Below are 21,432 nucleotides of genomic sequence, written 5' to 3' on the forward strand. Positions count from 1 at the left end.
GGTACCGGCCAGGCACTCGGCGGGAGCTCTTCCCCCGATACGCGGCCGCAGGCCGCACCCCCTTGGTTGGGAAATCCTTCGGGAGATCTACGTAGAGGGAGTGCGACACGCCCGACCGCGTGGGTCGGAGAAGAGAGCAAGACCCACCGAGTACCAGAGCGTTTCACTAGACAAAGGACTACTGAGTAGCCATGGCGGGACAGAAGATCCGCATCCGGCTCAAGGCCTACGACCACGAGGTCATCGACTCTTCGGCGAAGAAGATCGTCGAGACGGTGACCCGCACTGGTGCGTCGGTCGCAGGCCCGGTGCCGCTGCCCACTGAGAAGAACGTGTACTGCGTCATCAAGTCGCCGCACAAGTACAAGGACTCGCGCGAGCACTTCGAGATGCGCACGCACAAGCGCCTGATCGACATCCTCGACCCGACGCCCAAGACCGTTGACTCGTTGATGCGCCTGGACCTTCCGGCCGGCGTCGACATCGAGATCAAGCTCTGAGAGGCGCGGAAGAGATGGCAAAGCAGATCAAGGGCGTCCTGGGCGAGAAGCTCGGCATGACCCAGGTCTGGGACGAGAACAACCGTGTCGTCCCGGTGACCGTCGTCAAGGCCGGGCCCTGTGTCGTTACCCAGGTCCGTACGAATGACATCGACGGCTACGAGTCGGTCCAGATCGCCTTCGGCGAGATCGACCCTCGCAAGGTGAACAAGCCCCTCAAGGGCCACTTCGCCAAGGCCGACGTGACCCCCCGCCGCCACCTGGTGGAGCTCCGCACCCCTGACGCCAGCGAGTACACGCTGGGCCAGGAGATCACTGCCGAGGTGTTCGAGTCCGGCGTCAAGGTCGACGTCACGGGCAAGAGCAAGGGCAAGGGCTTCGCCGGTGTCATGAAGCGTCACAACTTCAAGGGCCTCGGCGCCGGTCACGGCACCCAGCGCAAGCACCGCTCTCCCGGCTCCATCGGTGGCTGCGCCACCCCGGGCCGTGTGTTCAAGGGCCTCCGCATGGCGGGCCGCATGGGCAACGAGCGGGTCACCACCCAGAACCTGACCGTTCACGCCGTTGACGCGGAGAAGGGCCTGCTCCTCATCAAGGGCGCAGTTCCTGGTCCGAACGGCGGCCTGGTCCTGGTCCGCACTGCGGCCAAGGGGGCCTGAGGACTATGAGCACCATTGACATCCTGTCGCCCGCGGGCGACAAGTCCGGGACCGTTGAGCTCCCGGCCGAGATCTTCGACGCCAAGGTCAGCATCCCGCTGATCCACCAGGTCGTCGTCGCGCAGCTGGCCGCTGCCCGTCAGGGCACGCACAAGGTCAAGACGCGTGGCGAGGTCCGCGGTGGTGGCAAGAAGCCTTACCGCCAGAAGGGCACCGGCCGCGCCCGTCAGGGTTCGACCCGTGCGCCTCAGTTCGCCGGCGGTGGCGTCGTCCACGGCCCCGTGCCGCGTGACTACTCGCAGCGGACCCCGAAGAAGATGAAGGCCGCCGCCCTCCGCGGTGCCCTCACCGACCGGGCCCGTCACTCCCGTATCCACGTCGTCTCCGGCGTGGTCGAGGGCGAGGTCTCCACCAAGGCAGCGAAGACGCTGTTCGGCAAGATCAGTGAGCGCAAGAACCTGCTCCTGGTCGTCGACCGCGCCGACGAGGCCGCGTGGCTGTCCGCCCGCAACCTGCCCCAGGTGCACATCCTGGAGCCGGGCCAGCTGAACACGTACGACGTGCTCGTCTCCGACGACGTGGTCTTCACCAAGGCCGCTTTCGAGTCCTTCGTGTCTGGCCCCAAGGCCGCTGAGACCGAAGGGAGCGACGTCTGATGTCCGAGGCGACCGTTACCAGCAAGACCTTCACGGACCCGCGCGACGTTCTCGTCAAGCCGGTCGTGTCCGAGAAGAGCTACGCCCTGCTCGACGAGAACAAGTACACGTTCATCGTCGCGCCTGGCTCCAACAAGACCCAGATCAAGCAGGCCGTCGAGGCGGTCTTCTCGGTCAAGGTCACCGGGGTCAACACGATCAACCGTCAGGGCAAGCGCAAGCGCACCCGCACCGGTTTCGGCAAGCGCGCCAACACCAAGCGCGCCATCGTGACCCTTGCCGAGGGCGACCGTATCGACATCTTCGGCGGTCCGACCGCCTGACGGCGGTCGAGATCGTCCAGATTTCGGAATAGTTTCCGAGGACTGAGAGACAATGGGTATCCGCAAGTACAAGCCGACGACTCCGGGCCGTCGTGGCTCCAGCGTCGCCGACTTCGTCGAGATCACGCGGTCCACGCCGGAGAAGTCGCTGGTCCGCCCCCTGCACAGCAAGGGCGGCCGTAACAACACCGGTCGTGTGACCGTCCGTCACCAGGGCGGTGGCCACAAGCGCGCCTACCGCGTGATCGACTTCCGTCGTCACGACAAGGACGGCGTTCCGGCGAAGGTCGCTCACATCGAGTACGACCCCAACCGCACCGCGCGCATCGCGCTCCTGCACTACGCAGACGGCGAGAAGCGCTACATCATCGCCCCCCGTGGCCTGAACCAGGGCGACCGGGTCGAGAACGGCCCCGGCGCCGACATCAAGCCCGGTAACAACCTGGCGCTGCGCAACATCCCGGTCGGTACGACCATCCACGCCATCGAGCTGCGGCCCGGCGGCGGCGCGAAGTTCGCCCGCTCCGCGGGTGCCTCCGTGCAGCTGCTGGCGAAGGAGGGCCAGATGGCCCACCTGCGTATGCCGTCCGGCGAGATTCGCCTGGTCGACATCCGCTGCCGCGCCACGGTCGGCGAGGTCGGCAACGCCGAGCAGTCGAACATCAACTGGGGCAAGGCCGGCCGTCTGCGCTGGAAGGGCGTTCGCCCGACCGTCCGCGGTGTCGCGATGAACCCGGTTGACCACCCGCACGGTGGTGGTGAGGGCAAGACCTCCGGTGGTCGCCACCCGGTCTCCCCGTGGGGTCAGAAGGAGGGTCGTACTCGTTCTCCCAAGAAGGCGAGCAACAAGTACATCGTCCGCCGCCGCAAGACGAACAAGAAGCGCTAGGAGCGGGTTTAGATGCCGCGCAGTCTCAAGAAGGGGCCCTTCGTCGACGACCACCTGATCAAGAAGGTGGACGTACAGAACGAAGCCGGCACCAAGAACGTCATCAAGACCTGGTCCCGTCGCTCGATGATCGTCCCGGCCATGCTGGGCCACACGATCGCGGTGCACAACGGCAAGACGCATGTCCCGGTGTTCGTCACCGAGTCCATGGTCGGCCACAAGCTCGGCGAGTTCTCGCCGACTCGCACCTTCCGCGGCCACGTCAAGGACGACCGGAAGTCGAAGCGCCGCTAACCGCGGGGTGGAACGACTAATGACTTACACCGAAGGGACAACCATGGAAGCCAGGGCCCAGGCGCGGTACATCCGCGTCACGCCCATGAAGGCCCGCCGAGTGGTGGACCTCATCCGTGGCATGGATGCCACGGAGGCTCAGGCGGTCCTGCGTTTCGCCCCGCAGGCCGCGAGCGTGCCGGTCGGCAAGGTGCTTGACAGCGCCATTGCCAACGCCGCGCACAACTACGACCACACCGACGCCTCTTCGCTGGTCATCAGCGAGGCGTACGTGGACGAGGGTCCGACCCTGAAGCGGTTCCGTCCGCGTGCTCAGGGCCGTGCCTACCGGATCCGTAAGCGGACCAGCCACATCACCGTGGTCGTCAGCAGCAAGGAAGGAACCCGGTAATGGGCCAGAAGGTAAACCCGCACGGGTTCCGGCTCGGTATCACCACGGACTTCAAGTCCCGCTGGTACGCCGACAAGCTGTACAAGGACTACGTCAAGGAAGACGTCGCCATCCGTCGGATGATGACGTCCGGCATGGAGCGCGCCGGCATCTCGAAGGTCGAGATCGAGCGCACCCGTGACCGCGTGCGGGTGGACATCCACACCGCGCGTCCCGGCATCGTCATCGGCCGCCGTGGCGCCGAGGCCGACCGCATCCGCGGCGACCTCGAGAAGCTCACGGGCAAGCAGGTCCAGCTGAACATCCTCGAGGTCAAGAACCCCGAGGTCGACGCTCAGCTCGTGGCCCAGGCCGTTGCCGAGCAGCTGTCCTCCCGCGTCTCCTTCCGCCGCGCCATGCGTAAGAGCATGCAGTCGGCGATGAAGGCCGGCGCCAAGGGCATCAAGATCCAGTGTGGCGGTCGTCTCGGCGGCGCCGAGATGTCCCGCTCGGAGTTCTACCGCGAGGGTCGTGTGCCGCTGCACACGCTGCGCGCGAACGTCGAGTACGGCTTCTTCGAGGCCAAGACGACCTTCGGCCGCATCGGCGTGAAGGTCTGGATCTACAAGGGCGACGTCAAGAACATCGCCGAGGTCCGCGCCGAGAACGCTGCTGCCCGCGCCGGCAACCGCCCGGCCCGTGGTGGCGCTGACCGCCCGGCCCGTGGTGGCCGCGGTGGCGAGCGTGGCGGTCGCGGTCGCAAGCCGCAGCAGGCTCCGGCTGCCGAGGCCCCCAAGGCCGACGCTCCCGCCGCCGCTCCGGCTGCTGAGAGCACCGGAACGGAGGCCTGACCGAAATGCTGATCCCCCGTAGGGTCAAGCACCGCAAGCAGCACCACCCGAAGCGCCGCGGTATGGCCAAGGGTGGTACGACGGTTGCGTTCGGCGAGTACGGCATCCAGGCCATGACTCCGGCGTACGTGACCAACCGCCAGATCGAGGCGGCTCGTATCGCGATGACCCGCCACATCAAGCGTGGCGGCAAGGTCTGGATCAACATCTACCCGGACCGCCCGCTGACCAAGAAGCCCGCCGAGACCCGCATGGGTTCCGGTAAGGGTTCCCCCGAGTGGTGGGTGGCGAACGTGCACCCGGGCCGGGTCATGTTCGAGCTGTCCTACCCGAACGAAAAGATTGCACGTGAGGCTCTGACTCGCGCGGCCCACAAGCTGCCGATGAAGTGCCGGATCGTCAAGCGCGAGGCAGGTGAAGCGTGATGTCGGCCGGTACCAAGGCGTCCGAGCTGCGCGAGCTGGGCAACGAGGAGCTTGTTGCCAAGCTCCGCGAGGCCAAGGAAGAGCTGTTCAACCTCCGCTTCCAGGCGGCGACCGGTCAGCTCGAGAACCACGGCCGGCTGAAGGCCGTCCGCAAGGACATCGCGCGGATCTACACCCTGATGCGTGAGCGCGAGCTGGGCATCGAGACGGTGGAGAGCGCCTGATGAGCGAGAGCAACGTGACTGAAGACAAGACCGCCCGCGGTTTCCGCAAGACCCGTGAGGGTCTCGTCGTCAGCGACAAGATGGACAAGACCGTCGTCGTCGCCGTCGAGGACCGCGTGAAGCACGCGCTGTACGGCAAGGTCATCCGCCGTACCAACAAGCTCAAGGCGCACGACGAGCAGAACGCTGCCGGCGTCGGCGACCGCGTCCTCATCATGGAGACGCGTCCGCTGTCGGCGACCAAGCGCTGGCGCATCGTCGAGATCCTCGAGAAGGCCAAGTAATTGCTTGAAGGGGTAACCCTTCGAGTTCGTTCCGCCAGGCTCGGTGGGGGTCTTTCCTCGTAAGAGGAGAGCCCCCGCCGGGAACCGGCAGACAATCAGGAGATAGACGTGATCCAGCAGGAGTCGCGACTGCGCGTCGCCGACAACACTGGTGCCAAGGAGATCCTTTGCATCCGTGTTCTCGGTGGCTCCGGTCGCCGCTACGCGGGCATCGGTGACGTCATCGTCGCCACCGTCAAGGACGCGATCCCCGGTGGCAACGTGAAGAAGGGTGACGTCGTCAAGGCGGTCATCGTTCGCACCGTCAAGGAGCGTCGTCGTCAGGACGGCTCGTACATCCGCTTCGACGAGAACGCCGCCGTCATTCTGAAGAACGACGGCGACCCTCGCGGCACCCGTATCTTCGGCCCGGTGGGCCGTGAGCTGCGCGAGAAGAAGTTCATGAAGATCATCTCGCTCGCGCCGGAGGTGCTGTAAGCATGAAGATCAAGAAGGGCGACCTGGTTCAGGTCATCACCGGTAAGGACAAGGGCAAGCAGGGCAAGGTCATTCAGGCCTTCCCCCGCGAGGACCGCGTCCTGGTCGAGGGTGTCAACCGGGTCAAGAAGCACACCAAGGCCGGCCAGACCGCTCGTGGTTCGCAGACCGGTGGCATCGTCACGACCGAGGCCCCCATTCACGTGAGCAATGTTCAGCTCGTCGTGGAGAAGGACGGCAAGAAGGTCGTGACCCGCGTCGGTTTCCGCTTCGACGACGAGGGCAACAAGATCCGCGTTGCCAAGCGGACGGGTGAGGACATCTGATGGCTACCACCACCACTCCGCGTCTGAAGACGAAGTACCGCGAGGAGATCGCGGGCAAGCTGCGTGAGGAGTTCTCCTACGAGAACGTCATGCAGGTCCCGGGCCTCGTCAAGATCGTGGTCAACATGGGTGTGGGCGACGCCGCCCGCGACTCCAAGCTGATCGACGGCGCGATTCGCGACCTCACCACGATCACCGGTCAGAAGCCGGCCGTCACCAAGGCCCGCAAGTCCATCGCGCAGTTCAAGCTGCGTGAGGGTCAGCCGATCGGTGCCCACGTCACGCTTCGTGGCGACCGCATGTGGGAGTTCCTGGACCGCACCCTGTCGCTCGCGCTTCCGCGCATCCGCGACTTCCGTGGTCTGTCCCCCAAGCAGTTCGACGGCCGTGGCAACTACACCTTCGGTCTCACGGAGCAGGTCATGTTCCACGAGATCGACCAGGACAAGATCGACCGCGTCCGGGGTATGGACATCACCGTGGTCACCACGGCGACCAACGACGACGAGGGCCGAGCCCTTCTGCGTCACCTCGGCTTCCCGTTCAAGGAGGCGTAAGCGAGATGGCGAAGAAGGCTCTTATTGCCAAGGCTGCTCGTAAGCCCAAGTTCGGTGTGCGTGCGTACACCCGCTGCCAGCGCTGCGGCCGCCCGCACTCCGTGTACCGCAAGTTCGGCCTGTGCCGCGTGTGCCTTCGTGAGATGGCTCACCGTGGCGAGCTGCCGGGCGTGACCAAGAGCTCCTGGTAGTCCCCTTAATCGGGACAACCGGAGTCTCTCGGTAAGCAGAGGGTTGGCAGGGGCCCTTCTCTCCATGGCTTAGGCTAGGAGGGTTGGGCGTCTGCCGCCCGTACGACTTACTACGCCGTAGGTCCCCGCGCCGCACCCGTCCCGCCCCTGTGTGGGGAGAGGGATGGCGCATACAGGAAACCCCGGCGAGAGAGGCCGAAGGCCAATTCATGACCATGACTGATCCGATCGCAGACATGCTGACGCGTCTGCGTAACGCGAACTCGGCGTACCACGACTCCGTGGTGATGCCGCACAGCAAGATCAAGTCGCACATCGCCGAGATCCTCCAGCAGGAGGGTTTCATCACCGGCTGGAAGGTCGAGGACGCCGAGGTCGGCAAGAACCTCGTCCTCGAGCTGAAGTTCGGCCCGAACCGTGAGCGTTCGATCGCCGGCATCAAGCGCATCTCCAAGCCGGGTCTGCGTGTTTACGCGAAGTCCACCAACCTGCCGAAGGTTCTCGGCGGCCTGGGCGTGGCGATCATCTCCACGTCCCACGGTCTCCTGACCGGCCAGCAGGCGCAGAAGAAGGGCGTGGGTGGGGAAGTCCTCGCCTACGTCTGGTAGTCGGGAACGGAGGAATAGCTCATGTCGCGAATCGGCAAGCTCCCCATCCAGGTTCCCGCCGGTGTGGACGTCACCATCGATGGCCGCACGGTCGCGGTGAAGGGTCCGAAGGGCTCCCTCACGCACACCGTCGCTGCGCCGATCGAGATTGTTAAGGGCGAGGAGGGCGTGCTCAACGTCACCCGTCCCAACGACGAGCGTCAGAACAAGGCCCTGCACGGCCTGTCCCGCACGCTGGTGGCGAACATGATCACCGGTGTGACCCAGGGATACACCAAGGCGCTCGAGATCAGCGGTGTCGGTTACCGCGTCGCCGCGAAGGGCTCCAACCTGGAGTTCCAGCTCGGTTACAGCCACCCGATCCTGGTGGAGGCGCCGGAAGGCATCTCCTTCAAGGTCGAGTCGCCGACCAAGTTCTCGGTCGAGGGCATCGACAAGCAGAAGGTCGGCGAGGTCGCCGCGAACATCCGCAAGCTGCGCAAGCCCGACCCGTACAAGGCCAAGGGCGTGAAGTATGCGGGCGAGGTCATCCGCCGCAAGGTCGGAAAGGCGGGTAAGTAAGCCATGGCATACGGTGTGAAGATTGCCAAGGGTGACGCGTACAAGCGCGCCGCCATCAAGCGCCGCCACATCCGCGTCCGCAAGAACGTCTCCGGTACGCCGGAGCGTCCGCGCCTGGTCGTGACGCGTTCCAACCGCCACATCGTGGCCCAGGTCATCGACGACATCGCGGGCCACACGCTCGCCTCGGCGTCGACCCTGGACACCTCGATCCGTGGTGGCGAGGGCGACAAGAGCGCCCAGGCCAAGCAGGTCGGTTCCCTGGTCGCCGAGCGCGCCAAGGCCGCCGGCGTCGAGGCCGTCGTGTTCGACCGTGGTGGCAACAGGTACGCCGGGCGCATTGCCGCTCTGGCTGACGCCGCCCGCGAAGCCGGGCTGAAGTTCTGAGCCCCGGTTCCGGGACTAACGGACGTAACAGAGAGAGGTAAATCCAATGGCTGGACCCCAGCGCCGCGGAAGCGGTGCCGGTGGCGGCGAGCGGCGGGACCGGAAGGGTCGCGACGGTGGCGCAGCTGCCGCCGAGAAGACCGCGTACGTTGAGCGCGTTGTCGCGATCAACCGCGTCGCCAAGGTTGTCAAGGGTGGTCGTCGCTTCAGCTTCACCGCGCTCGTCGTGGTGGGTGACGGTGACGGCACCGTAGGCGTCGGTTACGGCAAGGCCAAGGAGGTGCCGGCCGCCATCGCCAAGGGTGTTGAGGAGGCCAAGAAGCACTTCTTCAAGGTCCCCCGTATCCAGGGCACCATCCCTCACCCGATCCAGGGTGAGAAGGCTGCCGGCGTCGTCCTGCTCAAGCCGGCTTCCCCCGGTACCGGCGTCATCGCCGGTGGCCCGGTGCGCGCCGTGCTCGAGTGCGCGGGCGTGCACGACATCCTGTCGAAGTCGCTCGGCTCGGACAACGCGATCAACATCGTGCACGCGACCGTGGCGGCCCTCAAGGGCCTGCAGCGTCCCGAGGAGATCGCGGCTCGCCGTGGTCTGCCCCTCGAGGACGTCGCCCCCGCGGCTCTGCTCCGTGCGCGTGCGGGAGCGGGTGCGTAATGGCCCGCCTCAAGATCACGCAGACGAAGTCGTACATCGGCAGCAAGCAGAACCACCGTGACACCCTGCGTTCGCTCGGGCTCAAGCGCCTGAACGACGTGGTCGTCAAGGAGGACCGCCCCGAGTTCCGCGGAATGGTTCACACCGTCCGCCACCTCGTGACGGTCGAGGAGGTCGACTGACATGGCGGAGCAGAACCCGCTGAAGGTCCACAACCTCCGTCCCGCCCCGGGCGCCAAGACCGCCAAGACCCGTGTGGGTCGTGGTGAGGCGTCGAAGGGTAAGACGGCCGGTCGTGGTACCAAGGGCACCAAGGCCCGTTACCAGGTTCCGGAGCGCTTCGAGGGTGGGCAGATGCCCCTCCACATGCGTCTCCCGAAGCTCAAGGGCTTCAAGAACCCGTTCCGCACCGAGTACCAGGTCGTGAACCTGGACAAGCTCGCTGCCCTCTACCCCGAGGGTGGTGAGGTCACCGTTGCCGACCTGGTCGACAAGGGTGCCGTGCGCAAGAACAGCCTCGTCAAGGTCCTGGGCCAGGGCGAGATCTCCGTGGCGCTGCAGGTGACGGTCGACGCCGTCTCCGGTTCCGCCAAGGAGAAGATTGCCGCCGCCGGCGGCACCGTCACCGAGCTCGTCTGAGACGACTCGATGGCTTGAACATCCGACCGGGGATGCCTCTCATAAGGGGCATCCCCGGTTGGTCGTTCCTTGGGGGGCACGGTCGCCGGTAAGGTGTCGTGCGTTGTTAACTTCAGCCCGGTGTGCCTACTGGCGCCCCGTGCGGATTTTGCCTGATACGTATTCGTCGATCCTCAAGACCGTCACCTCTGACGCAGTAGCGCGGGGGTCGCAGGAGGCACCGTGCTCACCGCGTTCGCCCGGGCGTTCAAGACGCCCGACCTGCGCAAGAAGCTGCTCTTCACACTGGCCATCATCGTTCTGTACCGACTCGGGTCACACATCCCGGTACCCGGTGTCAGTTATCAGAATGTCCAGATCTGTGTCGACGCGGCCACGAAGGGCAACAACAGCCTGTTCGGGCTGGTGAACATGTTCAGCGGCGGAGCGCTGCTGCAGATCACCATCTTCGCGCTCGGCATCATGCCGTACATCACGGCGAGCATCATCCTGCAGCTGCTGACCGTGGTCATCCCGCGGCTGGAGGCCCTCAAGAAGGAGGGTCAGTCCGGCACGGCGAAGATCACGCAGTACACGCGTTACCTGACGGTGGCGCTCGCGGTGCTGCAGGGCACCGGCCTCGTCGCCACCGCCCGGAGCGGCGCGCTCTTCGCCAGCTGCCCGGTCGGCAACGAGATCGTGCCGGACCGCTCGATCTTCACCACCATCGTGATGGTCGTCACCATGACCGCCGGTACCGCGGCCGTCATGTGGCTCGGTGAGCTCATCACCGACCGCGGCATCGGCAACGGCATGTCGATCCTGATGTTCATCTCGATCGCCGCCGGCTTCCCGGGCGCCCTGTGGGCGATCAAGGAGAGCGGCAAGCTCGCCCAGGGCTGGATCGAGTTCGGCACGGTCATCCTGATCGGCTTCGTGATGGTGGCGCTGGTCGTCTTCGTCGAGCAGGCCCAGCGGCGCATCCCGGTGCAGTACGCGAAGCGGATGATCGGTCGCAGGTCGTACGGCGGTACGTCCACATACATCCCGCTCAAGGTGAACCAGGCGGGTGTGATTCCCGTCATCTTCGCCTCGTCGCTGCTCTACATCCCGGCGCTCGTCGCGCAGTTCTCGAACTCGCAGTCCGGGTGGAAAACCTGGATCGAAGCCCACTTCGTCAAGGGCGATCACCCCTACTACATCATCACGTACTTCCTTCTGATCGTGTTCTTCGCCTTCTTCTATGTGGCGATCTCGTTCAACCCCGAGGAAGTCGCGGACAACATGAAGAAGTATGGTGGCTTCATCCCGGGTATCCGGGCTGGTCGACCTACTGCCGAGTATCTGAGCTACGTGCTCAACAGGATCACTTGGCCGGGCTCGCTGTACCTGGGTCTGATTGCTCTTGTCCCGACGATGGCGTTGGCAGGCTTCGGAGGCGCGAACCAGAACTTCCCGTTCGGCGGGACGAGCATCCTCATCATCGTGGGTGTGGGTCTGGAGACCGTGAAGCAGATCGAGAGCCAGCTCCAGCAGCGCAATTACGAAGGGTTCCTCCGCTGATGCGAATCGTCCTCGTCGGACCGCCCGGTGCCGGGAAAGGGACGCAGGCAGCGTTCCTCGCCAAGAACCTGTCGATCCCGCACATCTCCACGGGCGACCTGTTCCGCGCCAACATCTCCCAGGGCACCGAGCTGGGGAAGCAGGCCAAGGCGTACATGGACGCCGGCAACCTGGTCCCCGACGAGGTGACCATCGGGATGGCCAAGGACCGCATGTCCCAGCCGGACGCCGTGGGCGGCTTCCTGCTCGACGGCTTCCCGCGCAACGTGGGCCAGGCCGAGGCGCTGGACGGGATGCTGAAGGGCGAGGGCGTCCAGCTGGACGCCGTGCTCGACCTGGAGGTCCCCGAGGACGAGGTCGTCAAGCGGATCGCCGGACGCCGTGTGTGCCGCAACAACAGCGCGCACGTCTTCCACGTGACGTACTCCCCGGCCAAGACCGAGGGCGTCTGCGACGAGTGCGGCGGCGAGCTGTACCAGCGCGACGACGACTCGGAGGAGACGGTCCGCAAGCGGCTCGAGGTCTACCACACGCAGACCGAGCCGATCATCGACTACTACAGGTCGCAGGGCCTGGTGGTCACCATCTCCGCGCTCGGCAAGGTCACCGACGTGACCGCCCGGGCGATGGAGGCCCTCCAGGTGGACAAGGCCGCCCAGGCCTGAGCACCTGCGAAGCAGTTTCTCGAGAGTTACGGCCGCGGTGTCCTTCGGACGCCGCGGCCGTATCGTTGATAAGCCCGGAACCACTTGTCCAGAAAGGCGCCCGCCGCAATGGTGCAGATCAAGACCCCCGAGCAGATCGCGAAGATGCGCGAGGCGGGACTGGTCGTCGCCGCCATCCACGACGCGACCCGCAAGGCCGCGGTGCCCGGCGCCACGACCAAGGACCTCGACGAGGTCGCCCGCAAGGTGATCGCCGATCACGGAGCGAAGTCGAACTTCCTCGGCTACGGGGGCTTCCCCGCGACGATCTGCACCTCGGTCAACGAGGTCGTCGTCCACGGCATCCCGGACGAGACGACCGTCCTCAAGGACGGCGACATCATCTCCATCGACTGCGGCGCCATCGTCGACGGCTGGCACGGGGACGCCGCCTACACGGCCTTCGTGGGCAGCGGTCACGCTCCGGAGCTCCTCGAGCTGTCGCGGGTGACCGAGGAGTCGATGTGGGCCGGCATCGCCGCGATGAAGAACGGCAACCGGCTCATCGACGTCTCCCGCGCCATCGAGACCTACATCCGCCGCCAGCCGCGTCCGGCGACCGGCAAGTACGGGATCATCGAGGACTACGGCGGCCACGGCATCGGCACCGAGATGCACATGGACCCGCACCTGCTGAACTACGTCTCGCGCAAGCGCGGCAAGGGCCCCAAGCTGGTCCCCGGCTTCTGCCTGGCCATCGAGCCGATGGTGTCGCTCGGCACGCCGCACACGGAGGTCCTCTCCGACGACTGGACGGTCATCACCACCGACGGCACCTGGTCCTCGCACTGGGAGCACTCGGTCGCGCTGACGGAGGAGGGTCCGCTGGTCCTGACCGCCCACGACGGCGGCAAGGCGAAGCTGGCGGAGCTGGGCATCACGGCGGCACCGGACCCCCTTGCCTGACGCGTAGCGGCCGCGGCGCGTCTTCGGGCGCGCACGCCGCTTAACGATCTCTCACGTTGGGCACACTTGCCGGATTCGTCTTTTCGAATGGCCTGACGTAGACTGATGCGTCGGCTCTCGTGTACCCGTGTGTCCGCACGCGGTGACGAGAGTCGATCAAGGTAGCCGATTCGAAAGGCGAAGCGTGGCCAAGAAGCAAGGTGCCATCGAAATCGAGGGCACCGTGATCGAGTCCCTCCCGAACGCCATGTTCAAGGTGGAGCTCCAGAACGGTCACAAGGTCCTCGCGCACATCTCCGGCAAGATGCGGATGCACTACATCCGTATCCTCCCGGACGACCGGGTCGTCGTGGAGCTCTCCCCGTACGACCTGACGCGTGGCCGGATCGTCTACCGGTACAAGTAGATCTTGTCGCACCCCCCTCGCGGGGTGTCGGCACTGACCCGGAGAACCTCACATCCCATGAAGGTCAAGCCGAGCGTCAAGAAGATCTGCGACAAGTGCAAGGTGATCCGCCGTCACGGCCGGGTCATGGTCATCTGCGACAACCTGCGCCACAAGCAGCGCCAGGGCTGACGCACGACCACCTGCACTCGCAGTTCATCGCGCGACGCACGTAAATACGTACATACGCAGAGCCCGCCTGACTACGGTCGGCGACACCTCCGGTGGAGGCCGGGGACCTGGTCCGTACCTCCCTCTCTTGTTCAAGGGGCGGCGGCCACGGAACGGCTCTGCGGAAGACCTCCGACTACATCAGGAGCCATGAATGGCACGCCTTGAAGGCGTTGACCTCCCGCGCGACAAGCGTATTGAGGTCGCCCTCACCTACGTTTTCGGCATCGGGCGCACCCGGTCGCAGGAGACCCTCGCCGCCACCGGTGTCGACCCGAACGTCCGCGTTCGTGACCTGGCCGAAGAGGACCTGGTCAAGATTCGCGAGTACGTGGATGTCAACTTCCAGACGGAAGGTGACCTCCGCCGCGACATCCAGGCCAACATCCGCCGCAAGGTCGAGATCGGCTGCTACCAGGGTCTGCGTCACCGCCGCGGCCTGCCGGTCCACGGTCAGCGCACCAGCACGAACGCTCGTACCCGCAAGGGCCCGCGTCGCGCCATCGCCGGTAAGAAGAAGCCGGGCAAGAAGTAGTCCTCAGCGGACTCGCTTTACCAGCGGTCTTCGCTGTAGGACCGACCACCTCCCCGTAGGAGTTATAGATGCCCCCCAAGGGTCGTCAGGGCGCTGCCAAGAAGGTGCGCCGCAAGGAAAAGAAGAACGTCGCTCACGGCCACGCGCACATCAAGAGCACGTTCAACAACACGATCGTGTCCATCACGGACCCGAGCGGCAACGTGATCTCCTGGGCCTCCGCCGGCCACGTCGGCTTCAAGGGCTCGCGCAAGTCCACCCCCTTCGCCGCGCAGATGGCCGCCGAGTCGGCCGCCCGCCGCGCGCAGGAGCACGGCATGCGCAAGGTCGACGTCTTCGTCAAGGGTCCCGGCTCCGGCCGTGAGACCGCGATCCGCTCCCTCCAGGCCACCGGCCTCGAGGTCGGCTCGATCCAGGACGTCACCCCCACGCCGCACAACGGCTGCCGTCCCCCCAAGCGGAGGCGCGTCTGACCCTGGGTGCGTGACGCATCCTGGTCGACGTAGGGCTTTCGGGCGGTAGGTCCCTTGTGGGACGTACCGCCCGTACCCTTGCAGTACGCAGTACCTGTCGGGTGTCAAATAGCGGGCATCCATGACTGAAGGAAACACACCATGCTTATCGCTCAGCGTCCCTCGCTGACCGAAGAGGTCGTCGACGAGTACCGCTCGCGGTTCGTGATCGAGCCCCTCGAGCCGGGCTTCGGTTACACCCTCGGCAACTCGCTCCGCCGTACGCTCCTCTCCTCGATCCCGGGTGCGGCCGTCACGTCCATCCGCATCGACGGTGTCCTGCACGAGTTCACCACCGTGCCGGGCGTCAAGGAGGACGTCACCGACCTCATCCTGAACATCAAGCAGCTGGTCGTCTCCTCGGAGCACGACGAGCCGGTCGTGATGTACCTGCGCAAGCAGGGTCCCGGCCTGGTCACCGCTGCTGACATCGCCCCGCCGGCCGGTGTCGAGGTGCACAACCCCGACCTGGTGCTCGCCACGCTCAACGGCAAGGGCAAGCTGGAGATGGAGCTGACCGTCGAGCGCGGCCGCGGCTACGTCTCCGCCGTGCAGAACAAGCAGGTGGGCCAGGAGATCGGCCGTATCCCGGTCGACTCCATCTACTCGCCGGTCCTCAAGGTCACCTACAAGGTCGAGGCGACCCGAGTCGAGCAGCGCACCGACTTCGACAAGCTGATCGTCGACGTCGAGACCAAGCAGGCCATGCGCCCGCGTGACGCCATGGCGTCCGCCGGTAAGACCCTGGTCGAGCTGTTCGGTCTGGCGCGCGAGCTCAACATCGACGCCGAGGGCATCGACATGGGCCCGTCCCCCACGGACGCCGCCCTCGCCGCCGACCTGGCGCTGCCGATCGAGGAGCTCGAGCTCACCGTTCGTTCGTACAACTGCCTCAAGCGTGAGGGCATCCACTCCGTGGGTGAGCTCGTGGCGCGCTCCGAGGCCGACCTGCTCGACATCCGCAACTTCGGTGCGAAGTCGATCGACGAGGTCAAGGCGAAGCTGGCCGGCATGGGCCTGGCCCTCAAGGACAGCCCGCCCGGATTCGACCCGACCGCCGCCGCCGACGCCTTCGGCGCCGACGACGACGCGGACGCGGGCTTCGTCGAGACCGAGCAGTACTGAGAAGGCTTGCGGGGAGCCCCGGCTCCCCGCACCCCCTCCGGCGACCGCCAGGAGGGAACTGACACCGGTACCTGATACGGCCGGTGCAGATCACAAGGAGAAACCCCATGCCGCGTCCCACCAAGGGAGCCCGTTTCGGTGGCAGCGCCGCTCACGAGAAGCTTCTTCTCGCGAACCTGGCGAAGTCGCTGTTCGAGCACGGCCGCATCACCACGACCGAGGCCAAGGCCCGCCGCCTGCGTCCGGTCGCCGAGCGCCTGATCACCAAGGCGAAGAAGGGCGACATCCACAACCGTCGCCTGGTGCTGCAGACGATCACGGACAAGGGCATCGTGCACACGCTCTTCACCGAGATCGCTCCGCGTTACGCCGAGCGTCCGGGTGGCTACACCCGTATCACCAAGATCGGCAACCGTCGTGGCGACAACGCCCCGATGGCCGTGATCGAGCTCGTCGAGGGCGAGATCGCGAAGAAGGCGACCGTGGCCGAGGCCGAGGCTGCCGCCAAGCGCGCGGTCAAGGAAGACGCCCTCAAGAAGGACGAGGCCGCCGAGGCCACGTCCGAGGAGGCTCCGGCGGAGTCTGCCGAGGAGTCGAAGGACGCCTGAGCCTGATTTCAGGTTCGTCGAGCGGGCCCGTTCCCCACTGGGGGCGGGCCCGTTCCGCGTGAGTTGAGAGGATGGATCGCGTGAGCGACGAGGTGGAGCCCGGCTTCGTACGGGTGCGGCTGGATCTTTCGTACGACGGCAAGGACTTCTCCGGCTGGGCGAAGCAGGCCGGCGGACGGCGGACCGTGCAGGGCGAGATCGAGGACGCCCTGCGCACGGTCACGCGCTCGCGGACGACGTACGAGCTGACCGTCGCCGGACGCACCGACGCCGGGGTGCACGCGCGCGGCCAGGTGGCGCACGTGGACCTGCCCGTGGAGCTGTGGGCGGAGCACCGGGAGAAGCTGCTCAAGCGGTTGGCCGGCCGGCTCTCGCGCGATGTGCGGATCTGGAGCGTGGCGGAGGCGCCCGAGGGGTTCAACGCGCGCTTCTCGGCGATCTGGCGGCGTTACGCGTACCGGGTGACGGACAACCCCGGCGGCGTCGACCCGCTGCTGCGCGGTCATGTGCTGTGGCACGACTGGCCGTTGGACGTGGCCGCGATGAACGAGGCCTCGGCCGGGCTGGTCGGGGAGCACGACTTCGCGGCGTACTGCAAGAAGCGCGACGGCGCGACGACCATCCGCACGCTCCAGCAACTGTCGTGGGAACGCGACGCGTCCGGCGTCATCACCGCGACCGTGAAGGCCGACGCCTTCTGCCACAACATGGTGCGCTCGCTGGTCGGCGCGCTGCTGTTCGTCGGCGACGGCCACCGGTCCGCCGAGTGGCCGGCGAAGGTCCTGGCCGCCGGTGTGCGCGACTCGGCGGTCCACGTGGTGCGCCCGCACGGGCTGACGCTGGAGGAAGTCGGCTACCCGGCGGACGAGTTGCTCGCCGCGCGGAACAAGGAAGCGCGCAACAGGCGTTCGCTGCCGGGCCTGTCGGCGGGCTGCTGCTGAATCGGGGCTCCCCGGGCAACCCCCGCCGCGCGCGAACGGCTGCGGGACGGCCTCACGTTCACGCGCGGGACAGGGCCGTCGGTCGCCTTGGAGAAGGCGGGCCCTTGCACCCGCTCGACCGACCTGTACCTCTGGGGCACCATCGTGGCGGGTCGAGTTCACAGTGCCGGCCGGCACCAAGGTGACGTCGAAGCCGGAGGGCTGCAGCGGCTACTCGGCCGGCCGGGACCGTCACGGGCGGGTCGACCAGTGGCTCTTCGGCCGGGACCGCCACGGGCGGGTCGACCGGCGGCTCGGCCACCGGGTCCGCGAACGGAGGCCTGGCCTCGACGGGTTCGTCGGCGCTGGTGGCCGGTGTGGGCGCTGCGGCGGCGGTCGTGGCGGGTGGCGTCCTCCTCGTCGTGGCAAGGCGGCGTAGGGCGGCCTGACGGCCGCTGTGAGGGCAATGACATGAAGGAGGGGGCGGGCGCCGGTGGCGCTCGCCCCCTCCGGCGTACGGGGGCAGGCGGTGCGGCGGCCGCGCGCCCAGAACCACAGGGCTCCGCCGAGTGCCGCGGTGAGTTCCGCGATCCCGTCGGCGCGGACGGGCCGGTGGCCGCGAGACTCACCCCTGGGGAGCGTGACCCCGACGGTGCGAGCGTCGCTGCGCGCGGGAGCGCGACGTCACGCGCGCTCGCTCGCTACTGCGCCGGGGCGGAGGCCGCCGCGGAGGCCTGTGCCTCGCCGCGGCGGACGATCTGGCGGAACGTGAACTCGCCCAGGTCGTCGCCGGTCTGGAAGGCCTTGGTGTCCTGCTTGGTGACGGACTTGGCCTTGGTGTAGCCGGTGGTCGTGAAGTAGGCGTAGCGGCCGTAGGAGTTGAAGGTGGAGCGGCACACCGGGCCGCCCTTGCAGAACGCGGGCACGCCCGCGCCCGCCAGCGGCACGACGCTGCCCGACGCCTGCTGGAGGGCCTTCTTCGCCTTCGCCTCGTTCTCGAAGGTGGCGACGGCGATGGTGACCGCGATGCCGTCCTTGCTGTAGGTGGCGCGGAAGACCTGCTCGCAGCCGTTGCTTTCGAGGGCGGTCGCAAGGGCGCCCTTGACGGCGGAGGCGCAGTTGCCGGTGCGGGCCAGCGCGCCCTTGTCGTAGACGCGGTCACCCATCGTCAGCTTCCTGCCGGGGAACAGCGTCTCGGCGCTCAGCGGCAGGGTGTCCTTCTTGCGCTCGGAGATGAAGTCCTTGGGGTCCGGGGGCGGCAGCGGCGCCACGGAGGAGAAGGACGGCTCCGGCGCGGTGGTGTTCTGCGGCAGTTCCGGCGGCGCGGGGAGCTGGCTGCTGTTCTTGTCGGAGGCGGTGTCGTCGCCGTCCTTGTTGGACGAGACGATGGCGGTGGCGACGGCGCCGGCTATGAGCGCGGTCGCGAGTGCGCCGCCGCCGACCATGAGCCAGCGCCTGCGGCGGGCACGGGCGGCCGAGGCGTCGGCGAGCGCGGCCCAGTCGGGCGTGCCGTCATTGCCCGACCGGTCGCCGAACGGATCGAAGGAGTCCTGGCCGTACTGGTTCTGCCCGTACCGGCCCGGTCCTTGGCCGTACTGGTTCTGTCCGTACTGGCCCTGGTTGTACGGGTTCTGGTCCTGTCCGCCGGACCCCCACTGTGGTCCCCCCTGCCCAAAGCTCATGCCGCGCATCCTAAACCTGTTGGGCGGGACCGGTCCCGGCAGTCAGAATCGGCCCCATGGGACATGTAGAGGCCGCGCATCTCGAGTACTACCTGCCGGACGGGCGTCCGCTCCTCGCCGACGCCTCGTTCCGGGTCGGCGAGGGCGCGGTGGCGGCGCTGGTGGGGGCCAACGGCGCCGGCAAGACCACGCTGCTGCGGCTGATCGCGGGGGAGATCCAGCCGCACGGCGGTTCGGTGAGCGTCAGCGGCGGACTCGGCGTGATGCGGCAGTTCGTCGGCTCCGTGCGGGACGAGCGCACCGTCCGCGATCTCCTGGTGTCCGTGGCCCAGCCGCGGATCAGGGAGGCGGCGGCCGCGGTGGACTCCGCGGAGCACGCGATCATGACGGTCGACGACGAGGCTGCGCAGATGCGGTACGCGCAGGCGCTGAGCGACTGGGCGGAGGCGCGCGGGTACGAGGCGGAGACCGTCTGGGACATGTGCACCACGGCGGCGCTCGGGATGCCGTACGAGAAGGCGCAGTGGCGCCAGGTGCGGACCCTGTCCGGGGGCGAGCAGAAGCGGCTCGTGCTGGAGGCGCTGCTGCGCGGCCCCGACGAGGTGCTGCTGCTCGACGAGCCGGACAACTATCTGGACGTGCCGGGCAAGCGCTGGCTCGAGGACCGGCTGAAGGAGACCCGCAAGACCGTCCTGTTCGTCTCCCACGACCGGGAGCTGCTGGCCAGGGCGGCGGAGCGGATCGTCGCGGTGGAGCCGGGGCCGGCCGGATCCGACGTGTGGATCCACGGCGGCGGCTTCGCCACCTTCCACGAGGCGCGACGGGAGCGCTTCGCGCGCTTCGAGGAGCTGAAGCGGCGCTGGGACGAGGAGCACGCCCGGCTGAAGGCGCTGGTGCTGCGGCTGCGGCAGCAGGCGGCGAACAGCCCGGACATGGCCTCGCGGTACCGGGCGATGCAGACCCGCTTCAAGAAGTTCGAGGAGGCGGGCCCGCCGCCGGAGCCGCCGAGGGAGCAGGACATCAGGATGCGGCTGCGGGGCGGACGCACCGGTGTGCGCGCGCTGACCTGCAAGGGACTGGAGCTGTCCGGTCTGATGAAGCCCTTCTCGCTGGAGGTCTTCTACGGGGAGCGGGTGGCGGTCCTCGGTTCCAACGGATCGGGCAAGTCCCACTTCCTGCGGCTGCTGGCGGGCGACGCCTCGGTGGCCCACACGGGGGAGTGGAAACTGGGTGCACGGGTCGTGCCCGGGCACTTCGCCCAGACCCACGCCCACCCCGAGCTGCTGGGCCGCACGCTCGTCGACATCCTGTGGACCGAGCACGCCAAGGACCGGGGCGGGGCGATGTCGGTCCTGCGGCGCTACGAGCTGGAGCGCCAGGGGGACCAGCCCTTCGAGAAGCTCTCCGGCGGACAGCAGGCGCGCTTCCAGATCCTGCTGCTGGAGCTCGCGGGGACCACGGCCCTGCTGCTCGACGAGCCGACGGACAACCTGGACCTGGAGTCTGCGGAGGCGCTCCAGGAGGGGCTGGAGGTCTACGACGGCACGGTGCTGGCCGTGACGCACGACCGCTGGTTCGCGCGCTCCTTCGACCGGTACCTGGTCTTCGGTTCGGACGGGGTGGTCCGCGAGACGCCGGAGCCGGTGTGGGACGAGCGGCGGGTGGAGCGGGTGCGATAGCCCGCCGGGAGGGTCTTCCTGCTCCCGCGTGACGGGGGCCGTGGACCCGTTTTGACCCGCCAGGGGGCAGACGGGTATTCTGCTGGTTCGTTATGCGTATTGGCTTGCTCTATCTCACGTGAGGGGCCCTTACGCCGGTCCACCGGGCCGATGACCAGCGGCAGGCATTCGGGTTGCGTCCCCGCGTGCCGCCAGGGCTGTCGTGATCGTCCGGGTGGCCTTGTCAGGACCACACTCACTGAAGAAGCGAAGGCTACGACCGTGCGTACGTACAGCCCCAAGCCCGGCGATGTCACGCGCCAGTGGCACATCATCGACGCGCAGGACATCGTCCTGGGCCGTCTGGCGACTACGGCAGCGAACCTCCTCCGGGGCAAGCACAAGCCGACCTATGCCCCGCACATGGACATGGGCGACTTCGTCATCATCATCAACGCCGAGAAGGTCCACCTCTCCGGCAACAAGAAGACTCAGAAGATGGCGTACCGCCACTCCGGTTACCCGGGTGGTCTGCGTTCCGTCCGCTACGACGAGCTTCTTGCCAAGAGCCCGGAGAAGGCTGTGGAGAAGGCCATCAAGGGCATGATCCCCAAGAACACCCTGGGCCGTCAGATGCTCTCGAAGCTGAAGATCTACGCGGGTGACCAGCACCCGCACGCTGCTCAGCAGCCGGTCCCGTTCGAGATCACCCAGGTCGCGCAGTAGTTCCGGCCACCCCCTAAGACGAAAA

At 67.1% G+C, this 21,432-nt stretch carries 34 protein-coding genes; 33 read left to right on the forward strand and 1 reads right to left on the reverse strand.

The features are described 5' to 3' along the window. Positions 1-191: 191 nt before the first annotated feature. From rpsJ to truA, 31 genes are all read left to right on the forward strand, one after another. Positions 192-500 carry a 30S ribosomal protein S10 gene (rpsJ, locus tag AB0K36_RS00875; protein WP_003948644.1) on the forward strand — a complete coding sequence of 103 codons (309 nt, stop codon included), beginning with the start codon at positions 192-194 and terminating at the stop codon, positions 498-500. 14 nt (positions 501-514) lie between these two features. After that, positions 515-1,159, forward strand: a complete 645-nt coding sequence (gene rplC / locus AB0K36_RS00880) for a 50S ribosomal protein L3 (protein ID WP_005313592.1) — start codon at positions 515-517, stop codon at positions 1,157-1,159. 5 nt (positions 1,160-1,164) lie between these two features. Continuing rightward, complete coding sequence (gene rplD, locus AB0K36_RS00885; protein WP_037773993.1) at positions 1,165-1,815, forward strand: 50S ribosomal protein L4; 651 nt, start codon at positions 1,165-1,167, stop codon at positions 1,813-1,815. Further along, the gene (gene rplW / locus AB0K36_RS00890) at positions 1,815-2,138 is read left to right on the forward strand and encodes a 50S ribosomal protein L23 (protein ID WP_005313587.1); all 324 of its coding nucleotides are present in this window, start codon (positions 1,815-1,817) and stop codon (positions 2,136-2,138) included. Before rplD ends, rplW begins: the two co-directional genes overlap by 1 nt. A 52-nt stretch (positions 2,139-2,190) precedes the next feature. After that, on the forward strand, positions 2,191-3,027 hold the full coding sequence (gene rplB / locus AB0K36_RS00895; RefSeq protein WP_189466902.1) for a 50S ribosomal protein L2: 837 nt from the start codon (positions 2,191-2,193) through the stop codon (positions 3,025-3,027). 12 nt (positions 3,028-3,039) lie between these two features. Continuing rightward, the gene (gene rpsS, locus AB0K36_RS00900; RefSeq protein WP_003956461.1) at positions 3,040-3,321 is read left to right on the forward strand and encodes a 30S ribosomal protein S19; all 282 of its coding nucleotides are present in this window, start codon (positions 3,040-3,042) and stop codon (positions 3,319-3,321) included. A 43-nt stretch (positions 3,322-3,364) separates the two neighbouring features. After that, positions 3,365-3,712, forward strand: a complete 348-nt coding sequence (gene rplV, locus AB0K36_RS00905) for a 50S ribosomal protein L22 (RefSeq protein WP_004571827.1) — start codon at positions 3,365-3,367, stop codon at positions 3,710-3,712. Next, positions 3,712-4,542, forward strand: a complete 831-nt coding sequence (gene rpsC, locus AB0K36_RS00910; RefSeq protein WP_005313583.1) for a 30S ribosomal protein S3 — start codon at positions 3,712-3,714, stop codon at positions 4,540-4,542. Before rplV ends, rpsC begins: the two co-directional genes overlap by 1 nt. A 5-nt stretch (positions 4,543-4,547) precedes the next feature. Next, a complete protein-coding gene (gene rplP / locus AB0K36_RS00915; RefSeq protein ID WP_005313579.1) occupies positions 4,548-4,967 on the forward strand; it encodes a 50S ribosomal protein L16 in 420 nt (139 codons plus the stop codon). Further along, on the forward strand, positions 4,967-5,191 hold the full coding sequence (gene rpmC, locus AB0K36_RS00920; RefSeq protein WP_017949657.1) for a 50S ribosomal protein L29: 225 nt from the start codon (positions 4,967-4,969) through the stop codon (positions 5,189-5,191). Before rplP ends, rpmC begins: the two co-directional genes overlap by 1 nt. Beyond that, positions 5,191-5,475, forward strand: coding sequence for a 30S ribosomal protein S17 (rpsQ, locus tag AB0K36_RS00925; protein WP_005313575.1), 285 nt, complete (start codon positions 5,191-5,193; stop codon positions 5,473-5,475). The genes rpmC and rpsQ overlap by 1 nt, the downstream gene beginning before the upstream one ends. A 108-nt stretch (positions 5,476-5,583) precedes the next feature. Then, positions 5,584-5,952, forward strand: a complete 369-nt coding sequence (gene rplN, locus AB0K36_RS00930; RefSeq protein ID WP_003956455.1) for a 50S ribosomal protein L14 — start codon at positions 5,584-5,586, stop codon at positions 5,950-5,952. A gap of 2 nt (positions 5,953-5,954) precedes the next feature. Next, entirely contained in the window at positions 5,955-6,278 is a 324-nt protein-coding gene (gene rplX / locus AB0K36_RS00935; protein WP_159688581.1) for a 50S ribosomal protein L24, read from the forward strand. Beyond that, entirely contained in the window at positions 6,278-6,835 is a 558-nt protein-coding gene (gene rplE, locus AB0K36_RS00940; protein WP_018847497.1) for a 50S ribosomal protein L5, read from the forward strand. Before rplX ends, rplE begins: the two co-directional genes overlap by 1 nt. A gap of 5 nt (positions 6,836-6,840) precedes the next feature. Next, on the forward strand, positions 6,841-7,026 hold the full coding sequence (locus AB0K36_RS00945) for a type Z 30S ribosomal protein S14 (protein ID WP_003956452.1): 186 nt from the start codon (positions 6,841-6,843) through the stop codon (positions 7,024-7,026). A gap of 209 nt (positions 7,027-7,235) precedes the next feature. Then, the gene (rpsH, locus tag AB0K36_RS00950) at positions 7,236-7,634 is read left to right on the forward strand and encodes a 30S ribosomal protein S8 (protein WP_005313538.1); all 399 of its coding nucleotides are present in this window, start codon (positions 7,236-7,238) and stop codon (positions 7,632-7,634) included. A gap of 21 nt (positions 7,635-7,655) precedes the next feature. Continuing rightward, a complete protein-coding gene (gene rplF, locus AB0K36_RS00955) occupies positions 7,656-8,195 on the forward strand; it encodes a 50S ribosomal protein L6 (RefSeq protein WP_005313535.1) in 540 nt (179 codons plus the stop codon). 3 nt (positions 8,196-8,198) lie between these two features. Then, positions 8,199-8,582 (forward strand): 50S ribosomal protein L18, encoded by a 384-nt coding sequence (rplR, locus tag AB0K36_RS00960; protein ID WP_005313533.1) that lies wholly within the window; start codon positions 8,199-8,201, stop codon positions 8,580-8,582. Positions 8,583-8,628: 46 nt separating this feature from the next. After that, positions 8,629-9,234: a 30S ribosomal protein S5 gene (gene rpsE / locus AB0K36_RS00965; RefSeq protein ID WP_005313527.1), complete on the forward strand. Its 606-nt coding sequence runs from the start codon at positions 8,629-8,631 to the stop codon at positions 9,232-9,234. Then, a complete protein-coding gene (gene rpmD, locus AB0K36_RS00970; protein WP_005313525.1) occupies positions 9,234-9,416 on the forward strand; it encodes a 50S ribosomal protein L30 in 183 nt (60 codons plus the stop codon). The genes rpsE and rpmD overlap by 1 nt, the downstream gene beginning before the upstream one ends. 1 nt (position 9,417) lies before the next feature. Further along, on the forward strand, positions 9,418-9,873 hold the full coding sequence (rplO, locus tag AB0K36_RS00975; protein WP_005313522.1) for a 50S ribosomal protein L15: 456 nt from the start codon (positions 9,418-9,420) through the stop codon (positions 9,871-9,873). A 222-nt stretch (positions 9,874-10,095) separates the two neighbouring features. Further along, complete coding sequence (gene secY / locus AB0K36_RS00980; protein WP_307707795.1) at positions 10,096-11,415, forward strand: preprotein translocase subunit SecY; 1,320 nt, start codon at positions 10,096-10,098, stop codon at positions 11,413-11,415. Further along, entirely contained in the window at positions 11,415-12,080 is a 666-nt protein-coding gene (locus tag AB0K36_RS00985) for an adenylate kinase (protein ID WP_364586480.1), read from the forward strand. The genes secY and AB0K36_RS00985 overlap by 1 nt, the downstream gene beginning before the upstream one ends. 108 nt (positions 12,081-12,188) lie before the next feature. Further along, positions 12,189-13,025: a type I methionyl aminopeptidase gene (gene map / locus AB0K36_RS00990; RefSeq protein WP_364586483.1), complete on the forward strand. Its 837-nt coding sequence runs from the start codon at positions 12,189-12,191 to the stop codon at positions 13,023-13,025. Between the two features lie 184 nt (positions 13,026-13,209). Further along, complete coding sequence (gene infA / locus AB0K36_RS00995; protein WP_003956442.1) at positions 13,210-13,431, forward strand: translation initiation factor IF-1; 222 nt, start codon at positions 13,210-13,212, stop codon at positions 13,429-13,431. Positions 13,432-13,488: 57 nt separating this feature from the next. Then, positions 13,489-13,602 (forward strand): 50S ribosomal protein L36, encoded by a 114-nt coding sequence (gene rpmJ / locus AB0K36_RS01000; protein WP_003956441.1) that lies wholly within the window; start codon positions 13,489-13,491, stop codon positions 13,600-13,602. A gap of 193 nt (positions 13,603-13,795) precedes the next feature. Further along, entirely contained in the window at positions 13,796-14,176 is a 381-nt protein-coding gene (gene rpsM, locus AB0K36_RS01005; protein ID WP_159688557.1) for a 30S ribosomal protein S13, read from the forward strand. A gap of 68 nt (positions 14,177-14,244) precedes the next feature. After that, complete coding sequence (rpsK, locus tag AB0K36_RS01010; protein ID WP_003956432.1) at positions 14,245-14,649, forward strand: 30S ribosomal protein S11; 405 nt, start codon at positions 14,245-14,247, stop codon at positions 14,647-14,649. A 141-nt stretch (positions 14,650-14,790) separates the two neighbouring features. After that, on the forward strand, positions 14,791-15,813 hold the full coding sequence (locus AB0K36_RS01015; protein WP_003956430.1) for a DNA-directed RNA polymerase subunit alpha: 1,023 nt from the start codon (positions 14,791-14,793) through the stop codon (positions 15,811-15,813). Between the two features lie 107 nt (positions 15,814-15,920). Continuing rightward, positions 15,921-16,421: a 50S ribosomal protein L17 gene (gene rplQ / locus AB0K36_RS01020; RefSeq protein ID WP_364586486.1), complete on the forward strand. Its 501-nt coding sequence runs from the start codon at positions 15,921-15,923 to the stop codon at positions 16,419-16,421. A gap of 80 nt (positions 16,422-16,501) precedes the next feature. Beyond that, entirely contained in the window at positions 16,502-17,362 is an 861-nt protein-coding gene (gene truA, locus AB0K36_RS01025; protein WP_364586489.1) for a tRNA pseudouridine(38-40) synthase TruA, read from the forward strand. A gap of 680 nt (positions 17,363-18,042) precedes the next feature. Here truA and AB0K36_RS01030 read toward each other — a convergent pair. Then, complete coding sequence (locus AB0K36_RS01030) at positions 18,043-19,023, reverse strand: hypothetical protein (RefSeq protein WP_364586492.1); 981 nt, start codon at positions 19,021-19,023, stop codon at positions 18,043-18,045. Positions 19,024-19,079: 56 nt separating this feature from the next. On the opposite strand from AB0K36_RS01030, the gene AB0K36_RS01035 reads away from it, so the two are divergent. Both AB0K36_RS01035 and rplM read left to right on the forward strand, forming a co-directional pair. Continuing rightward, positions 19,080-20,702 (forward strand): ABC-F family ATP-binding cassette domain-containing protein, encoded by a 1,623-nt coding sequence (locus tag AB0K36_RS01035; RefSeq protein WP_364586495.1) that lies wholly within the window; start codon positions 19,080-19,082, stop codon positions 20,700-20,702. Between the two features lie 261 nt (positions 20,703-20,963). Beyond that, positions 20,964-21,407, forward strand: a complete 444-nt coding sequence (gene rplM, locus AB0K36_RS01040; protein ID WP_005313471.1) for a 50S ribosomal protein L13 — start codon at positions 20,964-20,966, stop codon at positions 21,405-21,407. The last annotated feature ends 25 nt before the right edge of the window (positions 21,408-21,432 follow it).

The sequence above is a fragment of the Streptomyces kurssanovii genome (genome assembly GCF_040677245.1).
Lineage (GTDB): Bacteria > Actinomycetota > Actinomycetes > Streptomycetales > Streptomycetaceae > Streptomyces > Streptomyces kurssanovii.

What these genes read in the sequence shown, in the direction of transcription:
- rpsC (WP_005313583.1), top strand. Translation starts at nt 3,712, where the DNA reads ATGGGCCAGAAGGTAAACCCGCACGGGTTCCGGCTCGGTATCACCACG.
- rpsJ (WP_003948644.1), top strand. Translation starts at nt 192, where the DNA reads ATGGCGGGACAGAAGATCCGCATCCGGCTCAAGGCCTACGACCACGAG.
- rplO (WP_005313522.1), top strand. Translation starts at nt 9,418, where the DNA reads ATGGCGGAGCAGAACCCGCTGAAGGTCCACAACCTCCGTCCCGCCCCG.
- rplQ (WP_364586486.1), top strand. Translation starts at nt 15,921, where the DNA reads ATGCCGCGTCCCACCAAGGGAGCCCGTTTCGGTGGCAGCGCCGCTCAC.
- rpsE (WP_005313527.1), top strand. Translation starts at nt 8,629, where the DNA reads ATGGCTGGACCCCAGCGCCGCGGAAGCGGTGCCGGTGGCGGCGAGCGG.
- rplR (WP_005313533.1), top strand. Translation starts at nt 8,199, where the DNA reads ATGGCATACGGTGTGAAGATTGCCAAGGGTGACGCGTACAAGCGCGCC.
- rpmJ (WP_003956441.1), top strand. Translation starts at nt 13,489, where the DNA reads ATGAAGGTCAAGCCGAGCGTCAAGAAGATCTGCGACAAGTGCAAGGTG.
- AB0K36_RS00985 (WP_364586480.1), top strand. Translation starts at nt 11,415, where the DNA reads ATGCGAATCGTCCTCGTCGGACCGCCCGGTGCCGGGAAAGGGACGCAG.
- rpsM (WP_159688557.1), top strand. Translation starts at nt 13,796, where the DNA reads ATGGCACGCCTTGAAGGCGTTGACCTCCCGCGCGACAAGCGTATTGAG.
- rplX (WP_159688581.1), top strand. Translation starts at nt 5,955, where the DNA reads ATGAAGATCAAGAAGGGCGACCTGGTTCAGGTCATCACCGGTAAGGAC.
- rplD (WP_037773993.1), top strand. Translation starts at nt 1,165, where the DNA reads ATGAGCACCATTGACATCCTGTCGCCCGCGGGCGACAAGTCCGGGACC.
- AB0K36_RS01015 (WP_003956430.1), top strand. Translation starts at nt 14,791, where the DNA reads ATGCTTATCGCTCAGCGTCCCTCGCTGACCGAAGAGGTCGTCGACGAG.
- rplV (WP_004571827.1), top strand. Translation starts at nt 3,365, where the DNA reads ATGGAAGCCAGGGCCCAGGCGCGGTACATCCGCGTCACGCCCATGAAG.
- rpsH (WP_005313538.1), top strand. Translation starts at nt 7,236, where the DNA reads ATGACCATGACTGATCCGATCGCAGACATGCTGACGCGTCTGCGTAAC.
- rplB (WP_189466902.1), top strand. Translation starts at nt 2,191, where the DNA reads ATGGGTATCCGCAAGTACAAGCCGACGACTCCGGGCCGTCGTGGCTCC.
- rplP (WP_005313579.1), top strand. Translation starts at nt 4,548, where the DNA reads ATGCTGATCCCCCGTAGGGTCAAGCACCGCAAGCAGCACCACCCGAAG.
- rplC (WP_005313592.1), top strand. Translation starts at nt 515, where the DNA reads ATGGCAAAGCAGATCAAGGGCGTCCTGGGCGAGAAGCTCGGCATGACC.
- rpsK (WP_003956432.1), top strand. Translation starts at nt 14,245, where the DNA reads ATGCCCCCCAAGGGTCGTCAGGGCGCTGCCAAGAAGGTGCGCCGCAAG.
- AB0K36_RS01030 (WP_364586492.1), bottom strand. Translation starts at nt 19,023, where the DNA reads ATGAGCTTTGGGCAGGGGGGACCACAGTGGGGGTCCGGCGGACAGGAC.
- AB0K36_RS01035 (WP_364586495.1), top strand. Translation starts at nt 19,080, where the DNA reads ATGGGACATGTAGAGGCCGCGCATCTCGAGTACTACCTGCCGGACGGG.
- rplW (WP_005313587.1), top strand. Translation starts at nt 1,815, where the DNA reads ATGTCCGAGGCGACCGTTACCAGCAAGACCTTCACGGACCCGCGCGAC.
- rplE (WP_018847497.1), top strand. Translation starts at nt 6,278, where the DNA reads ATGGCTACCACCACCACTCCGCGTCTGAAGACGAAGTACCGCGAGGAG.
- AB0K36_RS00945 (WP_003956452.1), top strand. Translation starts at nt 6,841, where the DNA reads ATGGCGAAGAAGGCTCTTATTGCCAAGGCTGCTCGTAAGCCCAAGTTC.
- rpsS (WP_003956461.1), top strand. Translation starts at nt 3,040, where the DNA reads ATGCCGCGCAGTCTCAAGAAGGGGCCCTTCGTCGACGACCACCTGATC.
- rpsQ (WP_005313575.1), top strand. Translation starts at nt 5,191, where the DNA reads ATGAGCGAGAGCAACGTGACTGAAGACAAGACCGCCCGCGGTTTCCGC.
- rpmD (WP_005313525.1), top strand. Translation starts at nt 9,234, where the DNA reads ATGGCCCGCCTCAAGATCACGCAGACGAAGTCGTACATCGGCAGCAAG.
- rplF (WP_005313535.1), top strand. Translation starts at nt 7,656, where the DNA reads ATGTCGCGAATCGGCAAGCTCCCCATCCAGGTTCCCGCCGGTGTGGAC.
- map (WP_364586483.1), top strand. Translation starts at nt 12,189, where the DNA reads ATGGTGCAGATCAAGACCCCCGAGCAGATCGCGAAGATGCGCGAGGCG.
- rpmC (WP_017949657.1), top strand. Translation starts at nt 4,967, where the DNA reads ATGTCGGCCGGTACCAAGGCGTCCGAGCTGCGCGAGCTGGGCAACGAG.